This is a genomic window from Burkholderia paludis, from assembly GCF_000732615.1.
In the GTDB taxonomy this organism is placed as follows: domain Bacteria; phylum Pseudomonadota; class Gammaproteobacteria; order Burkholderiales; family Burkholderiaceae; genus Burkholderia; species Burkholderia paludis.
In genome coordinates this window covers 1-24,892 of sequence record NZ_JPGL01000055.1, presented here as the reverse complement: position 1 = coordinate 24,892, position 24,892 = coordinate 1, and the positions used below count along the sequence as shown (strand labels likewise).

Annotated in this window: 18 protein-coding genes; 13 read left to right on the top strand and 5 right to left on the bottom strand. The window is 67.5% G+C overall.

Annotated elements, in window-relative coordinates:
- Nucleotides 1-90 precede the first annotated feature (90 nt).
- A complete protein-coding gene (locus GQ56_RS0128265; protein WP_031401854.1) occupies nucleotides 91-2,382 on the top strand; it encodes an FUSC family protein in 2,292 nt (763 codons plus the stop codon).
- Nucleotides 2,383-2,668: 286 nt separating this feature from the next.
- Nucleotides 2,669-4,036 (top strand): amino acid permease, encoded by a 1,368-nt coding sequence (locus tag GQ56_RS0128260; RefSeq protein WP_031401853.1) that lies wholly within the window; start codon nucleotides 2,669-2,671, stop codon nucleotides 4,034-4,036.
- Nucleotides 4,037-4,182: 146 nt separating this feature from the next.
- On the opposite strand, the gene GQ56_RS46105 is transcribed toward GQ56_RS0128260, so the two are convergent.
- A complete protein-coding gene (locus tag GQ56_RS46105; protein WP_006476417.1) occupies nucleotides 4,183-4,344 on the bottom strand; it encodes a hypothetical protein in 162 nt (53 codons plus the stop codon).
- Between the two features lie 241 nt (nucleotides 4,345-4,585).
- Between GQ56_RS46105 and GQ56_RS0128250 the strand changes: the two genes are divergently transcribed.
- Genes GQ56_RS0128250 through GQ56_RS0128240 form a run of 3 tightly spaced genes read left to right on the top strand, consistent with a single transcriptional unit; the run spans nucleotide 4,586 to nucleotide 8,085 of the window.
- A complete protein-coding gene (locus tag GQ56_RS0128250; protein ID WP_031401852.1) occupies nucleotides 4,586-5,629 on the top strand; it encodes a Fe(3+) ABC transporter substrate-binding protein in 1,044 nt (347 codons plus the stop codon).
- The gene (locus GQ56_RS0128245) at nucleotides 5,619-7,307 is read left to right on the top strand and encodes an ABC transporter permease (RefSeq protein WP_031401851.1); all 1,689 of its coding nucleotides are present in this window, start codon (nucleotides 5,619-5,621) and stop codon (nucleotides 7,305-7,307) included. The genes GQ56_RS0128250 and GQ56_RS0128245 overlap by 11 nt, the downstream gene beginning before the upstream one ends.
- A gap of 4 nt (nucleotides 7,308-7,311) precedes the next feature.
- On the top strand, nucleotides 7,312-8,085 hold the full coding sequence (locus tag GQ56_RS0128240) for an ABC transporter ATP-binding protein (RefSeq protein WP_031401850.1): 774 nt from the start codon (nucleotides 7,312-7,314) through the stop codon (nucleotides 8,083-8,085).
- Between the two features lie 60 nt (nucleotides 8,086-8,145).
- Here GQ56_RS0128240 and GQ56_RS0128235 read toward each other — a convergent pair whose 3' ends face one another.
- The 4 genes from GQ56_RS0128235 to GQ56_RS0128220 form a co-directional block, all read right to left on the bottom strand.
- The gene (locus GQ56_RS0128235) at nucleotides 8,146-8,616 is read right to left on the bottom strand and encodes an Lrp/AsnC family transcriptional regulator (RefSeq protein ID WP_031401849.1); all 471 of its coding nucleotides are present in this window, start codon (nucleotides 8,614-8,616) and stop codon (nucleotides 8,146-8,148) included.
- Nucleotides 8,617-8,848: 232 nt separating this feature from the next.
- Complete coding sequence (locus tag GQ56_RS0128230) at nucleotides 8,849-9,490, bottom strand: NAD(P)-dependent oxidoreductase (RefSeq protein ID WP_031401848.1); 642 nt, start codon at nucleotides 9,488-9,490, stop codon at nucleotides 8,849-8,851.
- Nucleotides 9,491-9,624: 134 nt separating this feature from the next.
- Nucleotides 9,625-10,080: an Rrf2 family transcriptional regulator gene (locus tag GQ56_RS0128225; RefSeq protein WP_031401847.1), complete on the bottom strand. Its 456-nt coding sequence runs from the start codon at nucleotides 10,078-10,080 to the stop codon at nucleotides 9,625-9,627.
- A 90-nt stretch (nucleotides 10,081-10,170) separates the two neighbouring features.
- The gene (locus tag GQ56_RS0128220; protein WP_031401846.1) at nucleotides 10,171-10,599 is read right to left on the bottom strand and encodes a hypothetical protein; all 429 of its coding nucleotides are present in this window, start codon (nucleotides 10,597-10,599) and stop codon (nucleotides 10,171-10,173) included.
- A 193-nt stretch (nucleotides 10,600-10,792) separates the two neighbouring features.
- Here GQ56_RS0128220 and GQ56_RS0128215 point away from each other — a divergent pair, with 193 nt between their 5' ends.
- The 8 genes from GQ56_RS0128215 (at nucleotide 10,793) to GQ56_RS0128180 (ending at nucleotide 24,761) form a co-directional block, all read left to right on the top strand.
- Nucleotides 10,793-11,128 carry a hypothetical protein gene (locus tag GQ56_RS0128215; protein ID WP_031401845.1) on the top strand — a complete coding sequence of 112 codons (336 nt, stop codon included), beginning with the start codon at nucleotides 10,793-10,795 and terminating at the stop codon, nucleotides 11,126-11,128.
- Nucleotides 11,129-11,392: 264 nt separating this feature from the next.
- Complete coding sequence (locus GQ56_RS0128210) at nucleotides 11,393-12,586, top strand: ammonium transporter (protein WP_031401844.1); 1,194 nt, start codon at nucleotides 11,393-11,395, stop codon at nucleotides 12,584-12,586.
- A gap of 159 nt (nucleotides 12,587-12,745) precedes the next feature.
- Nucleotides 12,746-14,710, top strand: coding sequence for a PhoX family protein (locus GQ56_RS0128205; RefSeq protein WP_031401843.1), 1,965 nt, complete (start codon nucleotides 12,746-12,748; stop codon nucleotides 14,708-14,710).
- A 607-nt stretch (nucleotides 14,711-15,317) separates the two neighbouring features.
- A complete protein-coding gene (locus GQ56_RS0128200; protein ID WP_031401842.1) occupies nucleotides 15,318-16,142 on the top strand; it encodes an IclR family transcriptional regulator in 825 nt (274 codons plus the stop codon).
- Nucleotides 16,143-16,395: 253 nt separating this feature from the next.
- Nucleotides 16,396-17,733 carry an MdtA/MuxA family multidrug efflux RND transporter periplasmic adaptor subunit gene (locus tag GQ56_RS0128195; RefSeq protein WP_031401841.1) on the top strand — a complete coding sequence of 446 codons (1,338 nt, stop codon included), beginning with the start codon at nucleotides 16,396-16,398 and terminating at the stop codon, nucleotides 17,731-17,733.
- A 15-nt stretch (nucleotides 17,734-17,748) separates the two neighbouring features.
- A complete protein-coding gene (locus GQ56_RS0128190) occupies nucleotides 17,749-20,862 on the top strand; it encodes an MdtB/MuxB family multidrug efflux RND transporter permease subunit (RefSeq protein WP_031401840.1) in 3,114 nt (1,037 codons plus the stop codon).
- A gap of 83 nt (nucleotides 20,863-20,945) precedes the next feature.
- Nucleotides 20,946-24,254, top strand: coding sequence for an efflux RND transporter permease subunit (locus GQ56_RS0128185; protein ID WP_031401839.1), 3,309 nt, complete (start codon nucleotides 20,946-20,948; stop codon nucleotides 24,252-24,254).
- A gap of 123 nt (nucleotides 24,255-24,377) precedes the next feature.
- Entirely contained in the window at nucleotides 24,378-24,761 is a 384-nt protein-coding gene (locus GQ56_RS0128180) for a VOC family protein (RefSeq protein ID WP_031401838.1), read from the top strand.
- The last annotated feature ends 131 nt before the right edge of the window (nucleotides 24,762-24,892 follow it).

Sequence of the window (24,892 nt, the reverse complement as noted above, 5' to 3'; positions counted from 1 at the left end):
GCCAGGGGTTTGGGCGCCGTGAAATACGATAGACTCGTCGCCAGTCAATACGCCGCCTCCGGGCGTCTTCGTCTGCCATTCAGCCCATCGATGCGCTATTCGGTCGAAATCAGAAAGTTTTTCTACAGCCAGTACTTTTTCGGCGGCCTGCGGATCGCGATCGGCGTCTCGCTGCCGGCCGTGCTGTGCCTGATCGTGTTCAACAACCGGGAGCTCGGCTTCACGATCTCGACCGGCGCGCTCGGCGCCTGCGTCGTCGACATGCCGGGCCCGCTCAAGTACAAGCAGAACGAAATGCTCGCGTGCAGCGTGATCGGTTTCCTCGCCGCGCTCGCAACCGGCCTCGCCACGCCGAACATCTTCGCGCTGTGGCTCACGATCGTGCCGCTCACGTTCGTGCTGTCGCTGATCGTCGTCTACGGCAACCGCTGGCCGCAGATCAGCTTCGCGACGCTGTTCATGATGGTGATGACGCTCGAGGAGAAATTCACGCCGCTGCAGGCGTTCGTCAACGCCGGCTGGATTCTCGCGGGCGGCCTCTGGTACACGTACTGGGCCACGCTCGTGTCGCAATGGCAGGCGCGCCGGATCGAGCAGCAGGCGCTCGCCGAGAGCCTGTTCGCGTGCGCCGACTACCTGCTCGCGCGCGCGCAGTTCTACGATCTCGACGCCGATCTCGACGAGTGCTACCGCAACCTGGTCGCCAAGCAGATCACGGCGGTCGAAACGCAGGAAACCGCGCGCGACATCGTGCTGCGCAACCTGCCGAAGCTGCGGCGCGGCAAGCTCGATCCCGGCCGCACGACGATGTACAACCTGTTCATCAACAGCGTCGATCTGCACGAGCTGTTCGTCGGCGCGCACACCGATTACCCGCTGGTGCGCAACACGTTCGGCGGCTCGGATCTGATCATTTTCTATCGCGACCTGATCCGCAAGGCGGCGGCCGACCTCGAGGAGATTGGCCTCGCGGTGCTCGAGAACCGCGCACCGCATTCGCGGATCAGCGTGAAGGCCGAACTGCGCGCGATCGAATACGAGATCGAGCTGATGCGCAAGAAGAACTTCGCGGCCACCAACGCGGAAGCCTATGCGGCCGTGCTCGCGACGTTCCGGCGCATCTGGAGCGCGACGCGCCTGATCGACCGGATGCGCCGCAACCTGTCCGGTCACGCCGATCCGCAGAAAACCGAACTGAAGATCGACAAGGCGCTCACGCGCTTCCTGCAGCGCCGCCGGATGTCGCCGCTGCTGATCTTCTCGAACCTGAACATGCGCTCGCCGAGCTTCCGTCACGCGCTGCGCGTGACGATCGCGGTCGCGGTCGGCTTCTGGATCGGCCGGCTGCTGCCGCTCACGAACGCCTACTGGATCGTGATGACGACCATCATCATCCTGAAGCCCGGCTATTCGCTCACCAAGCAGCGCAACGCGCAGCGGATCATCGGCACGCTGATCGGCTGTGCGGCGAGCATCGCGCTGATCTACACCGTGAAGGAGCCGCACCTGCTGATCGCGATCATGTTCGGGTCGATGGTGATGAGCTACAGCCTGCTGCTGTTCAACTACGCGGCGAGCGTCGTGTTCACGTCGTCGTACGTGCTGCTGATGTTCCACCTGCTCGCGCCGGGCAGCATGCGGATCATCGGCGAGCGCGCGATCGACACCGTGGTCGGCTGCATGATCGCGATCGCCGCGAGCCGGTTGTTCCCGTACTGGGAATACCGGCTGATGGGCAAGCAGGTTGCCGACATGCTCACCGCCACGCGCAAGTATTTCGAGGCCGTCTGGCGTGCCGGGCGCGGCGCGTCGCCGCCGCCCGTGCCGGCCGCCGACGGCGCGGCCGTCGTGCCCGGGGTGGCCGCGGCGGTCGAAACCCCGGCCGCGACGCTCGACGACGACTACCGCTACCGCCTCGCGCGCAAGGACGTGCACATCGCGTTCGCGAACCTCGGCCAGGCATTCCAGCGCATGATGATCGAGCCGAAGGCGCACCAGCGCTTCGTGCCGGAACTGAACGACCTGCTCGTGCAGACGCACGTGCTCGGCGCGCAGATCACGGCCGCCGCCCCGCTGATCCGCAACGCGTGCTCGGCCGACGACAGCCTCGTCCACGACGACGCGCTGCACCGCGGCCTCGCGGCGGTACTCGAGAATCTCGAAAAAGCGGAGGCCGGCGAGCCGCCGCCCGCCCACCAGCTCGAGGCAAGCAAGCAGATCACGCGCGATCTCGATGCCATGGTCGTGTCCGCGGAACGGTCGGACGCGGTGGGCGCCGAGCTCACGCACGACCTGAAAGTGCTCGCGCACCAGTGCAAGCAGATGCTCGCGTCGTCGTTGCTGATCCGCAAGGACGCAAGCGTGATCCGCCTGCCCGCCTGAGCACAGCCAGACCCGGCCGGCGGCCGCCCGCGCATGCAGCGCAGCGGCCCCGGCGCCCCTGATCCAGTCCCCCGAAGCATGACCCGCCCGCTCCACGCGACACGCCCGCCCGTCGCGCGCTCGCCCGGCCCCCTGTTGCGTCCGTTGCGCCAGTCAGGGAATACCCGATTCCGGCCGACCGGCCCGGCTTGTTATCATTTGTTCATATTTAAGTTGTATAGACAACTTGAGCCAGTCGGGCCGGCTTCGGTCGCCCGATCCGCCGCATAACGATATCGGAGACTCGATGAAAAACTTGCAGCGCCACCTGAGCGCGCGGCACATCCGCTTCCTCGCGCTGGGTTCGGCAATCGGCACGGGCCTGTTCTACGGCTCGGCGTCCGCGATCCAGCTCGCCGGCCCGGCCGTGATCCTCGCCTACCTCCTCGGCGGCGCGGCCGTCTACATGGTGATGCGCGCACTCGGCGAGATGGCCGTGCGCGATCCCGTCGCCGGCTCGTTCGGCCACTATGCGACCGAGAACCTCGGCCCGTTCGCGGGCTTCGTCACCGGCTGGACCTATACGCTCGAAATGGTGATCGTCGCGATCGCCGACATCACCGCGTTCGGCATCTACATGGGCTTCTGGTTTCCCGATGTCCCGCAATGGATCTGGGTGCTCGGCGTCGTCGCGATCATCTGCGGGCTGAACCTGTGCCACGTGAAGGTGTTCGGCGAACTCGAATTCTGGCTGTCGATCATCAAGGTCGGCGCGATCGTCGCGATGATCGGCGGCGGCGTCGCGATCCTGCTGAGCGGCATGCACTTCGGCCATTCGGCCGACGCGCCGACGTTCGCGAACCTGTGGAACCACGGCGGCTTCCTGCCGAACGGGATCGGCGGGCTGATCGCGTCGCTGTCGGTCGTGATCTTCGCGTACGGCGGGATCGAGGTGATCGGGATGAGCGCCGGCGAGGCGAAGGACCCGGAGCGCGTGATTCCGCGCGCGATCAACGCGGTGCCCGCGCGGATCCTGCTGTTCTATGTACTGACGATGGTCGTGCTGATGTCGATCAGCCCGTGGACGGGCGTCGGCAGCGACGGCAGCCCGTTCGTGCAGATCTTCTCCGCGCTCGGCGTGAAGTCGGCCGCGACAATCCTCAACCTGGTCGTGATCAGCGCGGCGATCTCGGCCATCAACAGCGACATCTTCGGCGCGGGCCGGATGATGTTCGGGATGGCGCGGCAGGGCCAGGCGCCGCGCGTGCTGATGACGACCTCGCGGCACGGGGTGCCGTGGGTCACCGTGCTCGTGATGGCGGTCGCGCTGCTCGTCGGCGTGCTGCTCAACTACCTGATGCCGAAGGACGTGTTCCTGATGGTCGCGGCGATCGCGACGTTCGCGACCGTGTGGGTCTGGCTGATGATCCTGCTGTCGCAGGTCGCGATGCGCCGCCGCCTGTCGAACGCCGAAATCGCGGCGCTGAAGTTCAAGGTGCCGATGTGGCCGGTCGCACCGGCGCTGACGATCGCGTTCATGGGCTTCGTGATCGTGATGCTCGGCTGGTTCGAGGACACGCGCGTCGCACTGTACGTCGGCGCGGCCTGGCTCGCGCTGCTCGCGGCGGTGTTCTACGCACGGATCCGCCCGAAGTTCGCACCTGCGTCACGTTGACGCACGGCTGATCCCCCTGCGCGGCGCGCCCGCGCGGGCGCCCGTCCGTTGCACGGCTTCGCCCGGCGCCTGCCGTGCCGGAAGCCGCCCCCTCTCCCACCTGCCGCACGAACCGTGCGCGGCCCGACCGGGCCGCGACCGGTGCGTCAGTGCGATGCGGCGCTCGCGGCCTCGGCCGGATGGGCCTCGTCGTACGCGTGCTTCTGCGAAATCGCGTTGTACAGGATCGTCCCGATCACGAGCAGGACGGCGACGACGATCAGGATGCTCACGTTGCGGACTGGGTTCTTCTTGCGCTGATCGTTCATGGTCGGGGCGGTTCCGTCAAATTCGTCGAAGCCGGCATTCTACGCGCTTGCGCCCCCGCCGCGACGCGCCGTTTCCCCTCGCCTTCCCGTCTTCCGCGCCTGCCGGCGCGCGCTTTCATTTGATAACCATTCCCATTTCGATCTAGAATCCGGAATCTTTCATTTTGTAATGTTTCGGGTTGCCTGAGCGGCAGGTGCGCCCCGGAACGCTCCCATCGTCCACTGCCGCTCCGGAGTCTTCATGTCGAATCCGCGCCCCCGCCTGTTGCCGCTTGCCGGCGCCCTCGCCCTTGCCGCGGCCGCATTCGCGCCGCCGGCCCAGGCGGCCGAGGAAGTGAGCCTGTACACCACACGCGAGCCGAAACTGATCCAGCCGCTCATCGACGCGTTCACGAAGCAGAGCGGCGTCAAGGTCAACACGGTGTTCGTGAAGGACGGCCTGCTCGAACGCGTGAAAGCGGAAGGCGCGCAGTCGCCGGCCGACGTGCTGATGACGGTCGACGTCGGCAACCTGCTCGATCTCGTCGACGGCGGCCTGTCGCAGCCGGTGCGCTCGAAGGTGCTCGACGACGCGATTCCCGCGAACCTGCGCGGCGCGAACGGCGACTGGTACGCGCTGTCGCTGCGCGACCGCGTGCTGTACGTCGAAAAGGACCTGAAGGTCGACACGTTCCGCTACGAGGATCTCGCCGATCCGAAATGGAAGGGCAAGGTCTGCATCCGCTCGGGCCAGCATCCGTACAACACGGCGCTCGTCGCGGCGATGATCGCGCACGACGGCGAAGCCGCGACCGAGAAGTGGCTGCGCGGCGTGAAGGCGAACCTCGCGCGCAAGGCGACGGGCGGCGACCGCGACGTCGCGCGCGACATCCTCGGCGGCATCTGCGACGTCGGCCTCGCGAACGCGTATTACGTCGGCCACATGAAGCATGCGGAGCCCGGCAGCGATGCGCGCAAGTGGGGCGACGCGATCAAGGTCGTCCGGCCGACGTTCGCGAACGCGAAGAGCGGCGGCACGCACGTCAACATCAGCGGCGCGACGGTCGCGAAGTACGCGCCGAACAAGGCCAACGCGGTGAAACTGCTCGAATACCTCGTATCGCCGGAAGCGCAGGCACTGTATGCGCAGGCGAACTACGAATACCCGGTACGCGCGAACGTGAAGCTCGACCCGGTGATCGCGGGCTTCGGTATGCTGAAGATCGATCCGCTGCCGCTGACCGACATCGCGAAGCATCGCAAGCAGGCCAGCCAGCTCGTCGACAAGGTCGGTTTTGACAACTGACGCGTCGCCCGCCGGCGCGCATCGCGTCCCGTTCCGGCCGCGCCTGCGGCCGCGCGCGGACAGCCTGTGGCTGCTCGCCGCGCTGGCGATCGCCGCGGCGGTCGCGGCGCCGCTCGCGGTGCTCGTGGCCGCCGCGCTCGGCGCCGATCTCGCGCACTGGCGCCATCTCGCCGAATTCGTGCTGCCGCGGGCGCTCGTCAATACATTGCTGCTGCTCGCGGGCGTAGGCGCGATCGTGTCGATCGTCGGCACGGGCTGCGCATGGCTCGTGACCGCCTACGACTTCCCGGGCCGGCGGATGCTGACGTGGGCGCTGCTGCTGCCGCTGGCAGTGCCCACCTACATCGTCGCGTTCGCCTATCTCGACCTGCTGCACCCGATCGGCCCCGTGCAGGGCGCGATCCGCTGGCTGCTCGGCTTCGACAGCCCGCGCCAGTTCCGCCTGCCCGACCTGCGCTCGCTGCCCGGCGCGATCTTCGTGCTGGGCTTCGTGCTGTATCCGTATGTGTACCTGAGCACGCGCGCGATGTTCGTCACGCAGTCGGCAAGCCTGCTCGAAGCCGCGCGCACGCTCGGCGCGGGACGCATCGCGACGTTCTGGCGCGTCGTGGTGCCGCTCGCGCGGCCCGCGATCGCGGTCGGCGTGAGTCTCGCGCTGCTCGAGACGCTGAACGACATCGGCGCGTCGGAATTCCTCGGGGTACAGACGCTCACCGTGTCCGTCTACACGACCTGGATCACCCGCTCCGATCTCGCCGGCGCCGCGCAGATCGCGCTCGCGATGCTCGCGATCGTCGTCGGCATGATCGTGCTCGAACGCTACGGGCGGCGCCGCCAGCGCTACGCGCACGGCCGGCGCATGCGGCCGATCTCACCGCGCCGCCTGAACGGCGCGGCCGCATGGGGCGCCGCCGCGCTCGGCTGGCTGCCCGTGCTGCTCGGCTTCGGCGCGCCGGCCGCGTACCTCGCGGTGGAGACGGCCACGCGGCTGCATCTGGTCGGCGGCGTGTCCGCCCAACTGATGACGGGGCTCGCGAACACGCTGACGATCGCCGCGGCCGCCACCGCCGCGACGCTCGCCTGCGGGCTCGTCGTCGCCTGGGCCGCGCGCGCGCAACGCGACAGCGCCCATGCGGGCCCGGGCCGCGCGTGCGCGCGGATCGCGAGCCTCGGCTACGCGGTGCCGGGCACCGTGCTGGCGATCGGCCTGCTGATCCCGTTCACCGCGGCCGACCGGCTGTTCGGCGCCGCGTTCGATCGCGACGGGCTGCTGCTGATGGGTTCGGCGGCCGCGCTCGTGATCGCCTATACCGTGCGCTTTCTCGCGATCCCGGCCGGCAGCATCGAGGCCGGCCTCGCGCGCATTCCGCCGTCGCTCGAACAGGCATCGCGCTCGCTCGGCGAAACGGCCGGCGGCACGCTGCGCCGCGTGCACCTGCCGCTGCTGCGGCCCGCGCTCACGACGAGCGCGCTGCTGGTGTTCGTCGATGCGATGAAGGAATTGCCGGCGACGCTGCTGCTGCGGCCGCTGAACTTCGACACGCTCGCGACCTGGCTGTATGCGGAAGCCGCGCGCGGCACCTACGAGGAAGGCGCGGTCGCCGCGCTCGCGATCGTGCTCGCCGGGCTCGTGCCCGTGATCCTGCTCGCGCGCACCCGCCACCAGATCGGAACCTGAACCCGTGAACCTGCTCGAACTCGACGACCTCTGCCTCGCCTACGACACGCCGCACGGCCGCCGCACGGTGGTCGACGGGCTGAGTCTCGCGTTGCCGCGCGGCGACATCGGCTGCCTGCTCGGCGCGTCGGGCTGCGGCAAGACCACCGTGCTGCGCGCGATCGCCGGCTTCGAACCGGTGCGCATGGGGCGCATCATGCTGGACGGCTCGCCCGTCGCCGCGCCGTCGCTCGACGTGCCGCCCGAACGCCGGCGCATCGGCATGATGTTCCAGGATTACGCGCTGTTCCCGCACCTGAGCACGGCCGACAACGTCGCGTTCGGTCTGCGGCGCAAGCCGAAGGCCGAACGGCGCCGGCGGGTCGCGGAGATGCTCGCGCTCGTCGGCCTGGCCGATTCCGGCGATGCGTTTCCGCACGAGCTGTCGGGCGGCCAGCAGCAGCGCGTTGCACTGGCCCGCGCGCTCGCGCCGTCGCCGGAGCTGCTGTTGCTCGACGAGCCGTTCTCGAACCTCGACGTCGATACGCGCGAGCGGCTCGCGTTCGAACTGCGCGACATCCTGAAACGCACCGGTCACACGGCGATCCTCGTCACGCACAACCAGGCCGAGGCATTCGCGATCGCCGACCGGATCGGCGTGATGAAGGATGGCCGGCTCGCGCAATGGGATACGCCGTATGCGCTGCACCACCACCCGGCCAGCCCGTTCGTCGCGGATTTCGTGCGCCGCGACGCGCTGGCCGACGAACGCGCGCGCGCACTGGCGCGCGGCCGCTGACGCCGCACCGCCGCCCGCGTCGCCCGGCACGGGTTGCGTCCGTGCCGCGCCGCCGCCCCGCTACGCCGGCTCGGCGAGATCGCGCACGGGCAGCGCGGTCGAATACTTGATCTGCTCCATCGCGAACGACGAGCTGACATCGAACAACGGCACCGCGCGAATCAGTTGCTTGTAGACGCGGTCGTAATCGTCGATGCCGGCCACCACGACGCGCAGCAGGTAGTCGGTCTCGCCGCTCATTCGATACACCTCGACCACTTCCGGCATGTCGCGCACCGCCTGCGTGAAACGCTGCGCCCATTCCTCGGTGTGCTGGTTCGTGCGGATCGCGACGAACACGGTGGTGCCGACCCCGAGCTTGCGCGGATCGCATAGCGCGACCTGTGCGCGAATCGCGCCGCTTTCCTTGAGCCGCTGCACGCGCTTCCAGCACGGCGTCTGCGACAGGTTCACGCGCTGCGCCAGTTCCGCGATCGGCAGTGTGGCATCCGCCTGCAGCAACTCCAGCAGCTTGCGATCGATGGCGTCCATTTCCCCAGTCCCTCGTCGATAGAAATTTATTCTATGCATCCTGCACAACGGGGAACAATATGAAAACCGCCTCGCCGCGTCGACCGGGATAAACACCGATCCGGCACGCCGCTCGCGCCAAACCGATCGGGCGACACCGCCCGTCAGGGTGGAATCGCCCGAAGTGGCCGCACCGGGCGGCCCGCACGCCGCGACCGCTCCGGCGCACGTACGCCGCCGGCCGGTGTGCCGCTCAATACGCGGCCGTCGCGATCTCGCGCACGAAGCTGCCCTGCTCGAGCGCGTCGACGAACGCGATCGCGTAGTCTTCCGCGGAGATCTTGCTGTTGCCCTGCGCATCCACGATCAGCTTGCCGACGCCGGTGCGGAACGTGCCCGTGCGTTCGCCCGGCGCGATCAGCGCAGCCGGCGCGAAGAACGTCCAGTCGAGATCGCCGACCGTCTTCAGGTAGTCGAACGCGTCGCGATGCGCGAGCGCGACTGCCTTGTACGCTTCCGGGAAGCCCTCGCCGTCCACCAGCTGCTTGCCGGGCGCGACTTCGAGCGAACCGGCGCCGCCCACCACGACCAGGCGCTTCAGGCCCGCCTGGCGCACGCCGGCAACCAGCGCCTTCGCGGCCGCGACGATCTTCGCCGCGTCTTCCTGCTTCGGGCCGTACGCGCTTGCGACGACGTCATGGCCCGGCAGCGCGGCCGCGATGCTGGCCGCGTCGGACAGGTCGGCCGCCTGCACGGCGATGCCGTCGCCGGCCGCGCCGGGACGGCGCGACAACGCGGTCACGCGATGGCCGCGTCGCACGGCTTCCGCCGCGATGCGCGAGCCGATCGTGCCGGTGGCGCCGAACAGCGCGATATTCAAGGTACGTTGCGTCATGTCGATTCTCCAGAAAGAAAAAATGTAACCGAATTAATTACACAAAAGGTCGAAAAAAACGGGGCAAAGCCCCTGTTGCGCCGGCCGCCGCGCATGCGCGCCGCCCGGCTTCCTGCCCTGCCTGCCGCCACCGGCTATCCGCCGGCCTGCGTCGCGTGCTGCGTGCGCTGCTCGCAATCCAGCATGTCGGCCGTGACGTCCGCCAGCGTGCGCGTTGCGAGCGAGGCCTCCATTGCACGCTGCGCGTCGCCGATATAGCCGATCAGCGCGCCCTGGATATGCCGGCCGACCAGGCACGCGGGATTCGGCGCCTCGCGGTGCAGCGCGAACAGTTGCGCATCGTCGACCGCGCGATAGACGTCGAACAGCGTGATCTCGCCCGGCTCGCGCGCCAGCAGCGCACCGCCGCCCGCGCCCAGTTGCGACGTGGTCAGCCCGGCCGCCGCGAGCATCGACAACAGCCGGCGGATCAGCGCCGGATTCGTGTTCACGCTGCCCGCGATGATGTCGGACGACAGCGGCACCCCTTCCTGCATCGACAGCAAGGCGAGCACGTGGACGGCAAACGCGAACCGGCTGCTGGTATTCATTCCTGACTCACTCGTCGACGCCGGCCCATCCCGCGGCCGGCGACATGTGTAACTACTATAATTACATTTAGCGGATCATGCAAGTCCGCGTTACTCGCCGCTCGCGGGCTTGGCGCCCGCGGCGTTCTGCTGGCTCCACTGCTGGAGCTTCTTGCCGGCTTCCGCGATCTTCGCGCCGGCTTCGGAAGCCGCGTGCGCGACGACCGCGGAAGCCGTCGCGTCGATCTGCGCCTGCGCCGCCGACGCGAGGCCGCTCGCGGACAACGGCGGCACGGCCGACGCCGCGGACGCGATGCCGGCCTTCGCGGCGTTGAGCTGCTGGTTGACGGTGCTCGCCATCTGGTCGAGCGCCTTGGCCGCATGGTCCGCGGCATCGGCGGCCGCGCTGGCGGCCGTATCGGGTTGCGCCACCGGCGTGGCGGACTTCTCGCAGCCGGCGAGCAACAGCAACGCGCCGGCGGCCGCAGCGGCCAGCAGGGACCCGGGCACGCGACGCGCCCGCGACATCTTCATCTTCATCAACAATCTCCAGCCGTGCGTGACACGACCTCGTAGTTGTACCAGTGTCGATGATACCGCCTCTGAAACGGGCCCAATGTCGCCGGCACATTAAAAATACCTTCCAATTTCGGATTTGTCTGATTTAATCGCAGGTGCGATGACACTAAAGTGGGCATGCTTCAACCCGCTTCATACGTGTCCCTTTTTTCTCATGGCTTTCCTCATCGACTGGTTCATCGCCCTCGCCGCGCTGCTCGCAGCCACCCTGTTCCTGTGCCTGCGCCCGCCATCGGCGCGCCGTCTGGCCGAATCCGGGCGCCCGCGCCGCGTCGCATGCGCCCGCCTGCTCACGCAGGCCATAATCGGCTTCTGGACAGCCGCGCTGATCGTGGCGGAAGGCATCCTCGGCCCCGACGGCGACGGCCAGTCGCTTGCAGGCTTCGCCGCCCTCGCATTCGCCGCGCTGGGGCTGTCGACCGTCGCGGCCTATTGGTCGGCGTGCGCGCTGCGGCTGCGCCGGCCGCAGCCACTGTTCGCCCGCTACTGACGCGCCAGATCGGTGCGTGATGGCGCACCATCGCGCACCACGCCGCGGCGCCCGCGCCCGTTCACGCACCAGTTCCGTACCTGCCGCACCACGCGCGGGCACCCGGCACGGCGCCCGCCTCATGCCGGGAGCGCCCCGATCCCGTGCACGATTCACCGGAATGCCGCATCGCGCATTGCCTGAGCACCAATTTCACGCAGTCGTTCACCAGGTTGGCTCGATACTTGCGTTCCTTGCCCGTTTTTTGCGCAAGGAAGCCACGGCATGGATGGTCTGAAATCCGGCGTCGATACACTGTTCCTGTTGATCGGCGCCGTCATGGTGCTCGCGATGCACGCGGGCTTCGCATTCCTCGAGTTGGGCACGGTCCGCAAGAAGAACCAGGTCAACGCGCTCGTGAAGATCCTGGTCGACTTCTCCGTGTCGACGCTCGCGTACTTCTTCATCGGCTACACCATCGCGTACGGCGTCGAATTCTTCGACGACATCGGCACGCTGTCGCAGCACAGCGGTTACGCGCTCGTGCGCTTCTTCTTCCTGCTGACCTTCGCCGCGGCGATTCCCGCGATCGTGTCCGGCGGTATCGCCGAGCGCGCGAAGTTCAACCCGCAGCTCGTCGCGACGCTGATCATCGTCGGCTTCATCTACCCGTTCTTCGAGGGAATCGCCTGGAACGAACGGTTCGGCGTGCAGGCCTGGCTCACGCATGCGTTCGGCGCGCCGTTCCACGATTTCGCGGGCTCCGTCGTCGTGCATGCGTTCGGCGGCTGGGTCGCGCTGCCGGCGGTGCTGCTGCTCGGGGCACGCCATGGCCGCTATGCGAAGGACGGCCGGATTGCCGCGCACCCGCCGTCGAACATCCCGTTCCTCGCGCTCGGTGCGTGGGTGCTCGCGGTCGGCTGGTTCGGCTTCAACGTGATGAGCGCGCAGACGCTCGACAAGATCAGCGGCCTCGTCGCCGTGAACTCGCTGATGGCGATGGTCGGCGGCACGCTCGCCGCGTGGATGGCCGGCCGCAACGATCCGGGCTTCACCTACAACGGGCCGCTCGCGGGCCTCGTCGCGGTGTGCGCGGGCTCCGACGTGATGCACCCGATCGGCGCGCTGGTCACCGGCGCGGCGGCCGGTGCGCTGTTCGTCGCGATGTTCACCTGCGTGCAGAACAGATGGCGCATCGACGACGTGCTCGGCGTGTGGCCGCTGCACGGCATGTGCGGCGCGCTCGGCGGCCTGGCGGCCGGCGTGTTCGGCCTGCCCGCGCTCGGCGGGCTCGGCGGCGTGTCGTTCATGTCGCAACTCGTCGGCACGCTCGGCGGCATCGTGATCGCGACCGCGGGCGGCACGCTCGTCTACGGCGCGCTGAAAGCGACCGTCGGACTGCGCCTCGACCGCGAAGCCGAATTCGACGGCGCGGACCTGTCGATCCATCGCATCTCGGCAACCCCCGAGCGCGATTGAGCACCTGACGAACATCCGAAGCATCATTACGTTTTCAATTCAAAAAACTTTCATCCAGCGTCCTTACACTTCCGTCCAGTTTTCAATTTGCCTTCTCGAAGCTTGCTGTTCGCCTGCTTCGCGAAGGCCATTCTTCCAACAACTGAAACTGGACTCCACATGCCCGCGTTGCCCAATGCTTCCCGTCGTCAGGCCCTGAAGATCCTCGCCGGTGCGCCGATGCTTCCCCTTTCCGGTCTCGCGCTGCCGGCCCTGCTGACGGGTTGCGGCGGCGACGACAATCCGGCGTCGACGCCGGCCCCGGTGGCCGCCGCCTACACGTCGGCAGCGTTCTCGGCGATGGCCGCGCCCACGCTCGACAACGCGGCCGCCATGGCGACGACGACGGTCGGCTCGACGCTGTCGGTGTCCTTTTCGGATGGCTCGACGCGCAACTTCAAGCTGGCGTACCGGCCGTTCTTCGTGACGGGCGACCTGCTGCCGGACGGCAAGGGCGGCACGACGCTCGCGGGCGGCTACTACGACATCAACAACCAGCCGATCATCGACCGTTCGGTGCCCGGCAAGGAGCGCCAGTTCTATTCCGACTGCCCTGACGGCAGTTCGCTGCTCACGCTGAAGAACGCGAACGTGCCCGGCGTGAAAGGCAATACGGTGTTCGCGGTCGTGCAGTTCGAATACACGACGCGCGATCAGGCCAGCGCATCGCAGTACGGGCAGCTGCCTTCGCCGATCGCGGTGCTGACGCTCGATCAGGATCCGGCCAACGGCGCGCTGAAGGTCGTCAAGTATCACAACGTCGACACGTCGAAGGCGCACGGCCTGTGGATCACCTGCGGCGCGAGCCTGTCGCCGTGGGGCACGCATCTGTCGAGCGAGGAATACGAGCCGGACGCGACGAAGGTCGCTACCGACGCGCAGTTCAAGGCGTTCAGCAAGAACACGTTCGGCGACGAAACGAAGGCGAACCCCTACCACTACGGCCACCTGCCCGAGATCACCGTGAATCCGGACGGCACGGGCACCGTGAAGAAGCACTACTGCCTCGGCCGCATCTCGCACGAACTGATCCAGGTGATGCCGGACCAGCGCACCGTGATGATGGGTGACGACGCCACCAACGGCGGCCTGTTCATGTTCGTCGCCGACAAGGCGGCCGACCTGTCGGCCGGCACGCTGTACGTCGCGAAGTGGGCGCAGACGTCGTCCGCCGGCGCAGGCACCGCGACGCTGACGTGGATCCGGATCGGCCACGCGACGAGCGGCGAAATCGAAACGCTCGCGAACACGCTGAAGGCGTCGGACATCATGGACCTGACGACCACCGACCCGAACGATCCGGGCTTTACGAAGATCCACTTCGGCGGCAAGTTCAACTGGATGCGCGTGAAGCCGGGGATGGAAAAGGCCGCCGCGTTCCTCGAGACACACCGCTACGCGGCGCTGCTCGGCGGCAGCATGGGCTTCACGAAGCTCGAAGGCACGACCGTGAACGCGAAGGACAAGATCGTCTACACCGCGATGTCGCGAATCGAGACGTCGATGGTCAAGGGCAACGCCGTATCGCGCGACGTCGCGGTCGACAAGAAGATCGCGGCGGGCGCCGTCTACGCGCTGAACCTGAAGGGCAGCCAGCGCGACACGACGGGCGGCGCGATCGACAGCGAGTGGGTGCCGGTCGACATGGGCGCGCCTGCCGCGCTCGTCGGCGAGGATCTCGCCGCGGCCGACGGGCTCGGCAACCTCGCGAACCCGGACAAGATCGCGAACCCCGACAACCTGAAGTACTCCGAAAAGCTGCGCACGCTCTTCATCGGCGAAGACTCGGGCATGCACGTGAACAACTTCCTGTGGGCCTACAACGTCGACACGAAGTCGCTCGTGCGCGTGCTGTCGTGTCCGGCCGGCGCGGAATCGACCGGCCTGCACGCGGTCGACGAGATCAACGGCTGGACCTACATCATGAGCAACTTCCAGCATGCGGGCGACTGGGAGTCGCCGCTGCACGACAAGGTCAAGCCGACGCTCGATCCGCTCGTGCGCGCGAACTTCAAGGACCGCTTCGGCGCGAGCGTCGGCTACCTGACCGCCGAGCAGACCGGCATCAAGCTCGTGAAGGCCTGACCGGATCGCGCGAGGAGGCCCGCCTCCGCTGGCCGGCCGGACCTCGCCGGCCGCCACTTTCTTCATCACCGTTCATTCGTCGGCGCTCCACGCCGTTTCATGCGCGATGCCCAGTGCGGGTGTCGCGCTTTTTTTTGCGCGCGCGAATCGCACGAACCGTACATGCCGGCATGCGCCGCGCGGGTTCGAACGGGTGTTTGCAACGATCGGGGGATAATGCGGGTCTGACGCGTCCGGGCGGATGCGCGGTAAAACAGGCAAAAAAAAGCGCCACGGAGACCGTGGCGCTAAAAAAGTTCTAGCCATTCCGAGGGCCGTGCTAGAACCTGAGAGACTGCGCGAAACACCGTTGCCGGTTAAACTCCTGAAACGATGTTTCGAAAACGTGAGACATTCTTTCCGTTTCCGCCCGACAAGTCAAGCGGTATTTGCACCGGTTCACGCACTTTTCAGCAACGCTCATTTGAGCGTTTTCCTAATAAACCAAGGGTGAACCCGTAAAATATCATCCAGTGACCGGTTCGCCCGCGGAACATGCATCTTTTGACAATAGTCCTACAATACCAACAAAATTGAAATTGAGTTTCGGAAATAGAGAGAATCCCTCGTGTCCACAACTGTAACCCCTTCCGCGTCCCGGGACCGTGAATCGTCGCCCGACGAGATCACGGCACTCGCCCGCGGCCTCGCCGTGCTGCGCCGCATCGCGGCCGCCGATGCGCCCGTCAGCAATCGTGAGCTGGCCGAATTGACCGGCATCCCGAAGCCGACCGTCTCGCGCATCACCGCGACGCTCGTCAGCGCCGGCTTCCTGTTCCAGTTGCCCGACAGCGAGCGCTTCGTGCTCACCGCCTCGGTGCTCGAACTGAGCCACGGTTTCCTGCGCAACTTCGACATCCGCGCGCGTTCGCGGCCGTTCATGATCGAGCTGGCCGAGCGTACGTCGCTGTCCGTGCACCTCGCGGTGCGCGACCGGCTCGACATGGTCGCGATCGACGTGATCCGGCCGCGCTCGGCCGTGCTCGTCACGCGCCTCGAGATCGGCTCGCGGATGGACATCGCGCGCACCGCGGTGGGCCGAGCCTATCTCGCCGCGCTCGAGGACGACGAGCGCCGCCTGCTGATCGACTCGCTGCGCACCACGGCCGGCGACGACTGGCCGCACGTGTCCGCGCGGCTCAACCCCGCGCTGGACGACGCGATGCGCGACGGCCACGCGATCGCGATCGGCGAATGGCGCGAAGGCCTGAATGCCGTCGCGGCCGGCTTCGTCGGCCCGTCGGGGCAGCGCTATTCGGTGAATTGCGGCGGCGCGTCGCATCAGTGCCCGCCCGACTGGCTGCGGGAACACGTGGTGCCCGCCCTGCACGAATGCATCGCGAAAATCACCCGCGAGATCGGCGGCGCGCCGGCCCGGCGCGTCCGCGTGTAATCGTTTCGTCATCATCCTGTCGTGTTCTGTAACGACCGTAACCCAGTGAAAGATAGACCACTGGACTCTAACGGGGACGGGACGTAGCATCATGCCCATCGTCGCGCCGCATTCGCGGCGCGCACCGCTCTTTTCCCGCGCGCGCCGGCGGGGCCCCGGACCGAGCCGGGCCGCCCCTACCGGCACCGCCCGCTCCCGCGCAGCCCAGCAGTCCGATTCCCGGCACGCCGCGCCGTCTTCCTGACAGAACACGATGGATAACGAACAAAAGCCCACGCTTCCCTCGAAAGATCCCGCGCCCCACGCACGGCCACCGCGCCGTAAGCTGATGATCGGGGCGCTCGCGGTCGTCGTCATCGGCGGCCTGCTGTGGTGGCACCCGTGGAGCCGCACGCCGGCTGCCGGCAGCGCCGCGAGCGGCGCGGGCGCGAGTTCCGGCGGCAACGGCGGCGGCCATCGCGGCCGCGGCGGCCCCGCTGCCATGGCGAACATTCCGCAGCCGGTGCAGGTCGCGACCGCGACGCAGGGCGAGATGCCGATCGTGCTGTCCGCACTCGGCACCGTCACGCCGCTCGCGAACGTGACGGTCAAGACCCAGCTGTCGGGCTACCTGCAGTCGGTCGCGTTCCAGGAAGGCCAGATCGTCAAGAAAGGCGACTTGCTCGCGCAGATCGACCCGCGCCCGTACCAGGTGGCCCTCGAGAACGCCGACGGCACGTACGCGCGCGACGCCGCGTTGCTCGCGACCGCCCGCCTCGACCTGAAGCGCTACCAGACGCTGCTGTCGCAGGACTCGATCGCGTCGCAGACGGTCGATACGCAGGCGTCGCTCGTCAAGCAATACGAAGGCGCGGTCAAGACCGACCAGGCCGCGATCGATTCCGCGAAACTGAACCTCACGTATGCACGCATCACGGCGCCGGTATCCGGCCGCGTCGGCCTGCGCCAGGTCGACCCCGGCAACTACGTGACGCCGGGCGATACCAACGGCATCGTCGTGATCACGCAGCTGCAGCCGATGAGCGTGATCTTCACGACGTCGGAAGACAACCTGCCGCAGATCCTCAAGCAGGTGAACGCCGGCCAGACGCTGTCGGTCACCGCGTACAACCGCAACAACACGGTGCCGCTCGAGACGGGCTCGCTCGCGACGCTCGACAACCAGATCGACACGAGCACCGGCACGGTCAAGCTGCGCGCGAACTTCGACAACAAGGCCGGCATGCTGTTTCCGAATCAGTTCGTGAACACCCGGCTGCTGGTCGACGTGATGCGCAACGCGACGATCGTGCCGACCTCGGCCGTGCTGAGCGGCTCGATCGGCCAGTTCGTCTACGTCGTGAACGCCGACAACACGGTGACGGTGCGCAAGGTCACGCCCGGCCCGGTCGACGGCGAGCGCACGAGCATCGTCAGCGGCCTCGCGATCGGCGAGCGCGTGGTGACCGACGGCTCCGACCGGCTGCGCGAAGGCGCGAAGATCGCGATCCCGGCGGACCGGCCGAAAGGCGCGTCGGGCGCGCATGCGGCCTCGGGCGCCGGCGGCCATCACGGACACCGGCACGGCGCGTCGCAGGCAGCGGCCCAATAACGCGCGGGCCGCCCGATGAATCCCTCCCGTATCTTCATTCTCCGGCCGGTCGGCACCGCGCTCCTGATGGCGGCGATCATGCTGGCCGGTCTGGTCGCGCTGCGCTTCCTGCCGCTCGCCGCGCTGCCGGAAGTCGACTATCCGACGATCCAGGTCCAGACCTTCTACCCGGGCGCGAGCCCGGAAGTGATGACCTCGTCGGTCACCGCGCCGCTCGAACGGCAGTTCGGGCAGATGCCGTCGCTGAACCAGATGTCGTCGCAAAGCTCGGCCGGCTCGTCCGTGATCACGCTGCAGTTCTCGCTCGACCTGCCGCTCGACATCGCCGAACAGGAAGTGCAGGCCGCGATCAACGCGGCCGGCAACCTGCTGCCGTCCGACCTCCCTGCCCCGCCGATCTACGCGAAGGTCAACCCGGCCGACGCGCCGGTGCTGACCCTCGCCGTCACGTCGAAGACGCTGCCGCTCACGCAGGTGCAGGACCTGGCCGACACGCGCCTCGCCATGAAGATTTCGCAGATCGCGGGCGTCGGCCTCGTCAGCCTGTCGGGCGGCAACCGCCCGGCCGTGCGCATCCAGGCGAACCCGACCGCGCTCGCGCAGTACGGGATGAACCTCGACGACCTGCGCACGACGATCTCGAACCTGAACGTGAACACGCCGAAGGGCAACTTCGACGGCCCGTCGCGCGCGTACACGATCAACGCGAACGACCAGCTCACGAGCGCCGACCAGTACAACAGCGCCGTCGTCGCCTACAAGAACGGCCGCCCGGTGATGCTCACCGACGTCGCCACCGTCGTCGCCGGCTCGGAAAACACCAAGCTCGGCGCATGGGTGAATTCGGAACCCGCGATCATCCTGAACGTGCAGCGCCAGCCGGGCGCGAACGTGATCCAGACGGTGGACGCGATCAAGGCGCAACTGCCGAAGCTGCAGGAAACGCTGCCGGCCGCGCTCGACGTGCAGATCGTCACCGACCGCACCACGATGATCCGCGCCGCGGTGCGCGACGTGCAGTTCGAGCTGCTGCTCGCGGTCGCGCTCGTCGTACTCGTGATGTACCTGTTCCTCGCGAACATCTATGCGACGATCATCCCGAGCCTGTCCGTACCGCTGTCTCTGATCGGGACGCTCGCGGTGATGTACCTGGCCGGCTTCTCGCTGAACAACCTGTCGCTGATGGCGCTCACCATCGCGACCGGCTTCGTCGTCGACGACGCGATCGTGATGATCGAGAACATCGCGCGCTACGTCGAGGAAGGCGAGTCGGGGCTCGAGGCCGCGCTGAAGGGCTCGAGGCAGATCGGCTTCACGATCATCTCGCTGACGGTGTCGCTGATCGCGGTGCTGATCCCGCTGCTGTTCATGGGCGACGTGGTCGGGCGCCTCTTCCATGAATTCGCGATCACGCTCGCGGTGACGATCGTGATCTCGGCCATCGTGTCGCTCACGCTCGTGCCGATGATGTGCGCGAAGCTGCTGCGCCATTCGCCGCCGCCCGAGAGCCATCGCTTCGAGGCGCGCGTGCACCGGGCGATCGACTGGGTGATCGCGCGCTACGCGGTCGCGCTCGAATGGGTGCTGAACCGCCAGCGCTCGACGCTCGTCGTCGCGCTGCTGACGCTCGCGCTGACCGCCCTGCTCTACGTCTACGTGCCGAAGGGCTTCTTCCCCGCGCAGGATACCGGCGTGATCCAGGCGATCACGCAGGCGCCGCAGTCCATCTCGTACGGCGCGATGGCCGAACGTCAGCAGGCGCTCGCAACCGAGATCCTGAAGGATCCGAACGTCGACAGCCTGACGTCGTTCATCGGCGTGGACGGCAGCAACATCACGCTGAACAGCGGCCGGATGCTGATCAACCTGAAGGCGCGCGACGACCGCTCCGAAACGGCCGCGCAGATCATCCGCGACCTTCAGCACCGCGTGCGCGACGTGACCGGCATCTCGCTGTTCATGCAGTCGGTGCAGGATCTGACGATCGACTCGACCGTCAGCCCGACGCAGTACCAGTTCATGCTGACGAGCCCGAACCCGGACGAATTCGCGACCTGGGTGCCGAAGCTCGTCACCCGGCTGCAGCAGGAGCCGTCGCTCGCCGACGTCGCGACCGACCTGCAGAGCAACGGCCAGTCGGTCTACATCGAGATCGACCGCGCGAGCGCCGCGCGCTTCGGCATCACGCCGGCGACCGTCGACAACGCGCTGTACGACGCGTTCGGCCAGCGCATCGTGTCGACGATCTTCACGCAGTCGAACCAGTACCGCGTGATCCTCGAGTCCGAGCCGAAGGAGCAGCACTACGCGCAATCGCTGAACGACATCTACCTGCCGTCGGCGGGCGGCGGCCAGGTGCCGCTGTCGTCGATCGCGTCGTTCCACGAGCGGCCGTCGCCGCTGCTGGTCGCGCACCTGTCGCAGTTCCCGTCGACCACCGTGTCGTTCAACCTCGCCCCGGGCGCGTCGCTCGGCGAGGCCGTCAAGGCGATCGAGGCCGCCGAGAAGGACATCGGCCTGCCCGCGTCGTTCCAGACGCGCTTCCAGGGCGCGGCGCTCGCGTTCCAGGCGTCGCTGTCGAACCAGCTGTTCCTGATCCTCGCCGCGATCGTCACGATGTACATCGTGCTCGGCGTGCTGTACGAGAGCTACATCCACCCGATCACGATCCTGTCGACGCTGCCGTCGGCCGGCGTCGGCGCGCTGCTCGCGCTGATGATCACCGGGCACGATCTCGACATCATCGGGATCATCGGCATCGTGCTGCTGATCGGCATCGTGAAGAAGAACGCGATCATGATGATCGACTTCGCGCTCGAGGCCGAGCGCGTCGAAGGCAAGCCGCCGCGCGAGGCGATCTACCAGGCGTGCCTGCTGCGCTTCCGGCCGATCCTGATGACGACGCTCGCCGCGCTGCTCGGCGCGGTGCCGCTGATCGTCGGCTCCGGCGCCGGTTCCGAGCTGCGCCAGCCGCTCGGGATCGCGATCGCCGGCGGCCTGATCGTGTCGCAGGTGCTGACGCTGTTCACGACACCCGTGATCTACCTCGGCTTCGACTCGCTCGCGCGCCGCGTGCGCGGCTGGTTCGAACGCCACGGCCCCCACGCCGGCACGCGCACGGATGCGTAAATGAAACGACTCCCACGCTCACTTCGTTCGCTGCCCCCCAAGGGGGCGGTCGGCCCCCTTGGGGCGGCCCAGCGAGTGCCGACATGAACCTGTCGCGCCCCTTCATCACCCGCCCCGTCGCGACGACGCTGCTCGCGATCGGCGTCGCGCTCGCGGGCCTGTTCGCATTCGTCAAGCTGCCGGTGTCGCCGCTGCCGCAGGTCGACTTCCCGACGATCTCGGTGCAGGCGTCGCTGCCGGGCGCAAGCCCGGAAACCGTCGCGACCAGCGTGACGAGCCCGCTCGAGCGGCACCTGGGCTCGATCGCCGACGTGACCGAAATGACGTCGACGAGTACGGTCGGCAATTCGCGGATCACCCTGCAGTTCGGCCTGAACCGCGACATCGACGGCGCCGCGCGCGACGTGCAGGCCGCGATCAACGCGGCGCGCGCCGACCTGCCCGCCGCGCTGAAGAGCAACCCGACCTACCGCAAGGTCAACCCGGCCGATTCGCCGATCATGATCGTGTCGCTGACGTCGGAAACCACGTCGGCCGCGAAGCTGTACGACGCCGCGTCGACGGTGCTGCAGCAGTCGCTGTCGCAGATCGACGGGGTCGGCCAGGTGTCGGTGAGCGGCTCCGCGAACCCGGCCGTGCGGGTCGAGCTGGAGCCGCAGGCGCTGTTCCACTACGGGATCGGCCTGGAGGACGTGCGCGCGGCGCTCGCCTCCGCGAACGCCAACGCGCCGAAGGGCGCGATCGAGTTCGGCCCGCAGCACTACCAGCTCTATACGAACGACCAGGCGTCCGAGGCGTCGCAATACCGCGACCTGGTCGTCGCGTACCGCAACGGCGCGGCCGTCCGGCTGTCCGACCTGTCCGACGTCGTCGATTCGGTCGAGGACCTGCGCAACCTCGGCCTGTCGAACGGCAAGCGCGCGGTGCTCGTGATCCTCTACCGCTCGCCCGGCGCGAACATCATCGACACGATCGACCGCGTGCGCGACGCGCTGCCGCAGCTCACCGCGTCGCTGCCGGCCGACATCACCGTCACGCCCGTGCTCGACCGCTCGACCACCATTCGCGCGTCGCTGAAGGACACCGAGCACACGCTGCTGATCGCGGTCAGCCTGGTCGTGATGGTCGTGTTCCTGTTCCTGCGCAACTGGCGCGCGACGCTGATCCCGAGCGTCGCGGTGCCGATCTCGATCATCGGCACGTTCGGCGCGATGTACCTGCTCGGCTTCTCGATCGACAACCTGTCGCTGATGGCGCTGATCGTCGCGACCGGCTTCGTCGTCGACGATGCGATCGTCGTGCTCGAGAACATCTCGCGGCACATCGAAAACGGCAAGACCCGCATGCAGGCCGCGTTCGACGGCGCGCGCGAGGTCGGCTTCACGGTGCTGTCGATGAGCATCTCGCTCGTCGCGGTGTTCCTGCCGATCCTGCTGATGGGCGGCATCGTCGGGCGCCTGTTCCGCGAGTTCGCGCTGACGCTGTCGCTGGCGATCGCCGTGTCGCTCGCGGTGTCGCTCACCGTCACGCCGATGATGTGCGCGCGCCTGCTGCCCGAGTCGCACACGCCGCAGAGCGAAGGGCGCTTCGCGCGATTCCTGGAACGCTGTTTCAGCCGCATGCAGCGCGGTTACGAGCGCTCGCTGTCGTGGGCGCTGCGCCGGCCGCTGCTGATCATGCTGACCCTGGTCGCGACGGTCGGGCTGAACGTCTACCTGTACATCGTCGTGCCGAAGGGCTTCTTCCCGCAGCAGGACACCGGGCTGATGATCGGCGGCATCCAGGCCGACCAGGCGACGTCGTTCCAGTCGATGAAGCTGAAGTTCTCCGAGATGATGCGGATCGTGCAGCACAACCCGAACGTGAAGAGCGTCGCGGGCTTCACCGGCGGCACGCAGACCAACTCGGGCTTCATGTTCGTCACGCTGAAGGATCGTTCCGAGCGCAAGCTGTCGGCCGACCAGGTGATCCAGCAGCTGCGCGCGCCGCTGTCGGACGTCGCGGGCGCCCGCACGTTCCTGCAGGCTGCACAGGACATCCGCGTCGGCGGCCGGCAGAGCAACGCGCAGTACCAGTTCACGCTGCTCGGCGATTCGAGCACCGAGCTGTACAAGTGGGGGCCGATCCTGACCGAGGCGCTGCAGAAGCTCCCCGAGCTGACCGACGTGAACTCCGACCAGCAGCAAGGCGGCCTCGAGTCGATGGTCACGATCGACCGCGCGACGGCCGCGCGCTTCGGCATCACGCCGTCGCAGATCGACAACACGCTGTACGACGCGTTCGGCCAGCGCCAGGTCTCGACGATCTACAACCCGCTGAACCAGTACCACGTCGTGATGGAAGTCGCGCCGAAATACTGGCAGCACCCGGAAATGCTGAACCAGGTGTGGATCAGCACGACGGGCGGCAGCGCGAACGGTTCGCAGACCACCAACGCGGCCGCCGGCACCTACGTCGCGACGTCGGCCGGCACGTCGAGCGCCGGCACGGCCGCGCAAAGCGCCGCGGCGATCGCGTCCGATTCCGCGCGCAACCAGGCGCTCAACTCGATCGCGTCGAGCGGCAAGTCGAGCGCGTCGTCGGGCGCGTCCGTGTCGACCTCGCAGTCGACGATGATCCCGCTGTCGGCCATCGCGACGTTCGGGCCGAGCACGACGCCGCTGTCGGTCAACCACCAGGGGCTGTTCGTCGCGACGACGATCTCGTTCAACCTGCCGCCGGGCGTGTCGCTGTCGCAGGCCACGCAGGTGATTTACCAGACGATGGGCGAGATCGGCGTCCCGCCGACGATCGTCGGCAGCTTCCAGGGCACCGCACAGGCGTTCCAGCAGTCGATGAACGACCAGCCGATCCTGATCCTCGCCGCGCTGCTGGCCGTCTATATCGTGCTCGGGATCCTGTACGAGAGCTATATCCACCCGATCACGATCCTGTCGACGCTGCCGTCGGCCGGCGTCGGCGCCCTGCTCGCGCTGCTGCTGTTCAAGACCGAATTCAGCATCATCGCGCTGATCGGCGTGATCCTGCTGATCGGCATCGTGAAGAAGAACGCGATCATGATGGTGGACTTCGCGATCGACCAGACGCGCAACAACGGGAAGTCGTCGTTCGACGCGATCCACGAGGCGTGCCTGCTGCGCTTCCGCCCAATCATGATGACGACGATGGCGGCGCTGCTCGGCGCGCTGCCGCTCGCGTTCGGCAACGGCGACGGCGCCGAGCTGCGCGCGCCGCTCGGGATCGCGATCGCCGGCGGCCTGATCGTGTCGCAAGTGCTGACGCTCTATACGACGCCGGTCGTCTACCTGTACATGGACCGTTTCCGCGTATGGGCCGAGAAGCGGCGCAACCGCCGCGGCAATACCGGCGGGCCGGCCATCGCCGGCGAGTAATCGAAGCGGCCGCCCGTCCGGCGGCCGCTTGTCGCGCTTGTCAGGCTTGTCCCGCTTGAACCGCGGCCGCTATCGGCTATCGTGTGTGCATGCCCATCGCGGTGCCCTTCACGGGGCCACACCATGAACGTCCAGCTCAACCATACGATCGTCTGGTGCCGCGACAAGCACGTGTCGAGCCGCTTCCTCACCGAGCTTCTGGAGTTGCCGCCGCCGACGCCGTTCGGCGCGATGCTGGTCGTCCCGCTCGACAACGGCGTGTCGCTCGATTTTTACGAACAAACGGGGAAGATCGACGCGCAGCACTACGCGTTCCTGATCGACGAGGCCGGCTTCGATCGCGTGCTCGCCCGCATTCGCGAGCGCGGGCTGGCGCACTGGGCCGATCCGGCCAGGCGGCAAGCCGGCGACATCTACCGTCACAACGGTGGCCGCGGCGTGTATTTCGACGATCCGGACGGCCACTTCCTCGAAGTGATGACGCGGCCGTATGCGATGAACGGCTGATATGACTCCCGCTGTCAATTGGGATCGGCTTTCAGTTCTCTCTGAGAGGTTCCATTCGAATTTCCTGAGGGCGGCGTAGCAGTACGTCTCGACGGTGGATCACGCTGATATCCGCGGATTGGCTACCGCAT

Bases quoted from the DNA above. Each gene is read 5' to 3' on its own strand.
- GQ56_RS0128265 (WP_031401854.1), top strand. From the start codon at position 91: ATGCGCTATTCGGTCGAAATCAGAAAGTTTTTCTACAGCCAGTACTTT.
- GQ56_RS0128260 (WP_031401853.1), top strand. From the start codon at position 2,669: ATGAAAAACTTGCAGCGCCACCTGAGCGCGCGGCACATCCGCTTCCTC.
- GQ56_RS46105 (WP_006476417.1), bottom strand. From the start codon at position 4,344: ATGAACGATCAGCGCAAGAAGAACCCAGTCCGCAACGTGAGCATCCTG.
- GQ56_RS0128250 (WP_031401852.1), top strand. From the start codon at position 4,586: ATGTCGAATCCGCGCCCCCGCCTGTTGCCGCTTGCCGGCGCCCTCGCC.
- GQ56_RS0128235 (WP_031401849.1), bottom strand. From the start codon at position 8,616: ATGGACGCCATCGATCGCAAGCTGCTGGAGTTGCTGCAGGCGGATGCC.
- GQ56_RS0128230 (WP_031401848.1), bottom strand. From the start codon at position 9,490: ATGACGCAACGTACCTTGAATATCGCGCTGTTCGGCGCCACCGGCACG.
- GQ56_RS0128225 (WP_031401847.1), bottom strand. From the start codon at position 10,080: ATGAATACCAGCAGCCGGTTCGCGTTTGCCGTCCACGTGCTCGCCTTG.
- GQ56_RS0128220 (WP_031401846.1), bottom strand. From the start codon at position 10,599: ATGAAGATGAAGATGTCGCGGGCGCGTCGCGTGCCCGGGTCCCTGCTG.
- GQ56_RS0128215 (WP_031401845.1), top strand. From the start codon at position 10,793: ATGGCTTTCCTCATCGACTGGTTCATCGCCCTCGCCGCGCTGCTCGCA.
- GQ56_RS0128210 (WP_031401844.1), top strand. From the start codon at position 11,393: ATGGATGGTCTGAAATCCGGCGTCGATACACTGTTCCTGTTGATCGGC.
- GQ56_RS0128205 (WP_031401843.1), top strand. From the start codon at position 12,746: ATGCCCGCGTTGCCCAATGCTTCCCGTCGTCAGGCCCTGAAGATCCTC.
- GQ56_RS0128195 (WP_031401841.1), top strand. From the start codon at position 16,396: ATGGATAACGAACAAAAGCCCACGCTTCCCTCGAAAGATCCCGCGCCC.
- GQ56_RS0128190 (WP_031401840.1), top strand. From the start codon at position 17,749: ATGAATCCCTCCCGTATCTTCATTCTCCGGCCGGTCGGCACCGCGCTC.
- GQ56_RS0128185 (WP_031401839.1), top strand. From the start codon at position 20,946: ATGAACCTGTCGCGCCCCTTCATCACCCGCCCCGTCGCGACGACGCTG.
- GQ56_RS0128180 (WP_031401838.1), top strand. From the start codon at position 24,378: ATGAACGTCCAGCTCAACCATACGATCGTCTGGTGCCGCGACAAGCAC.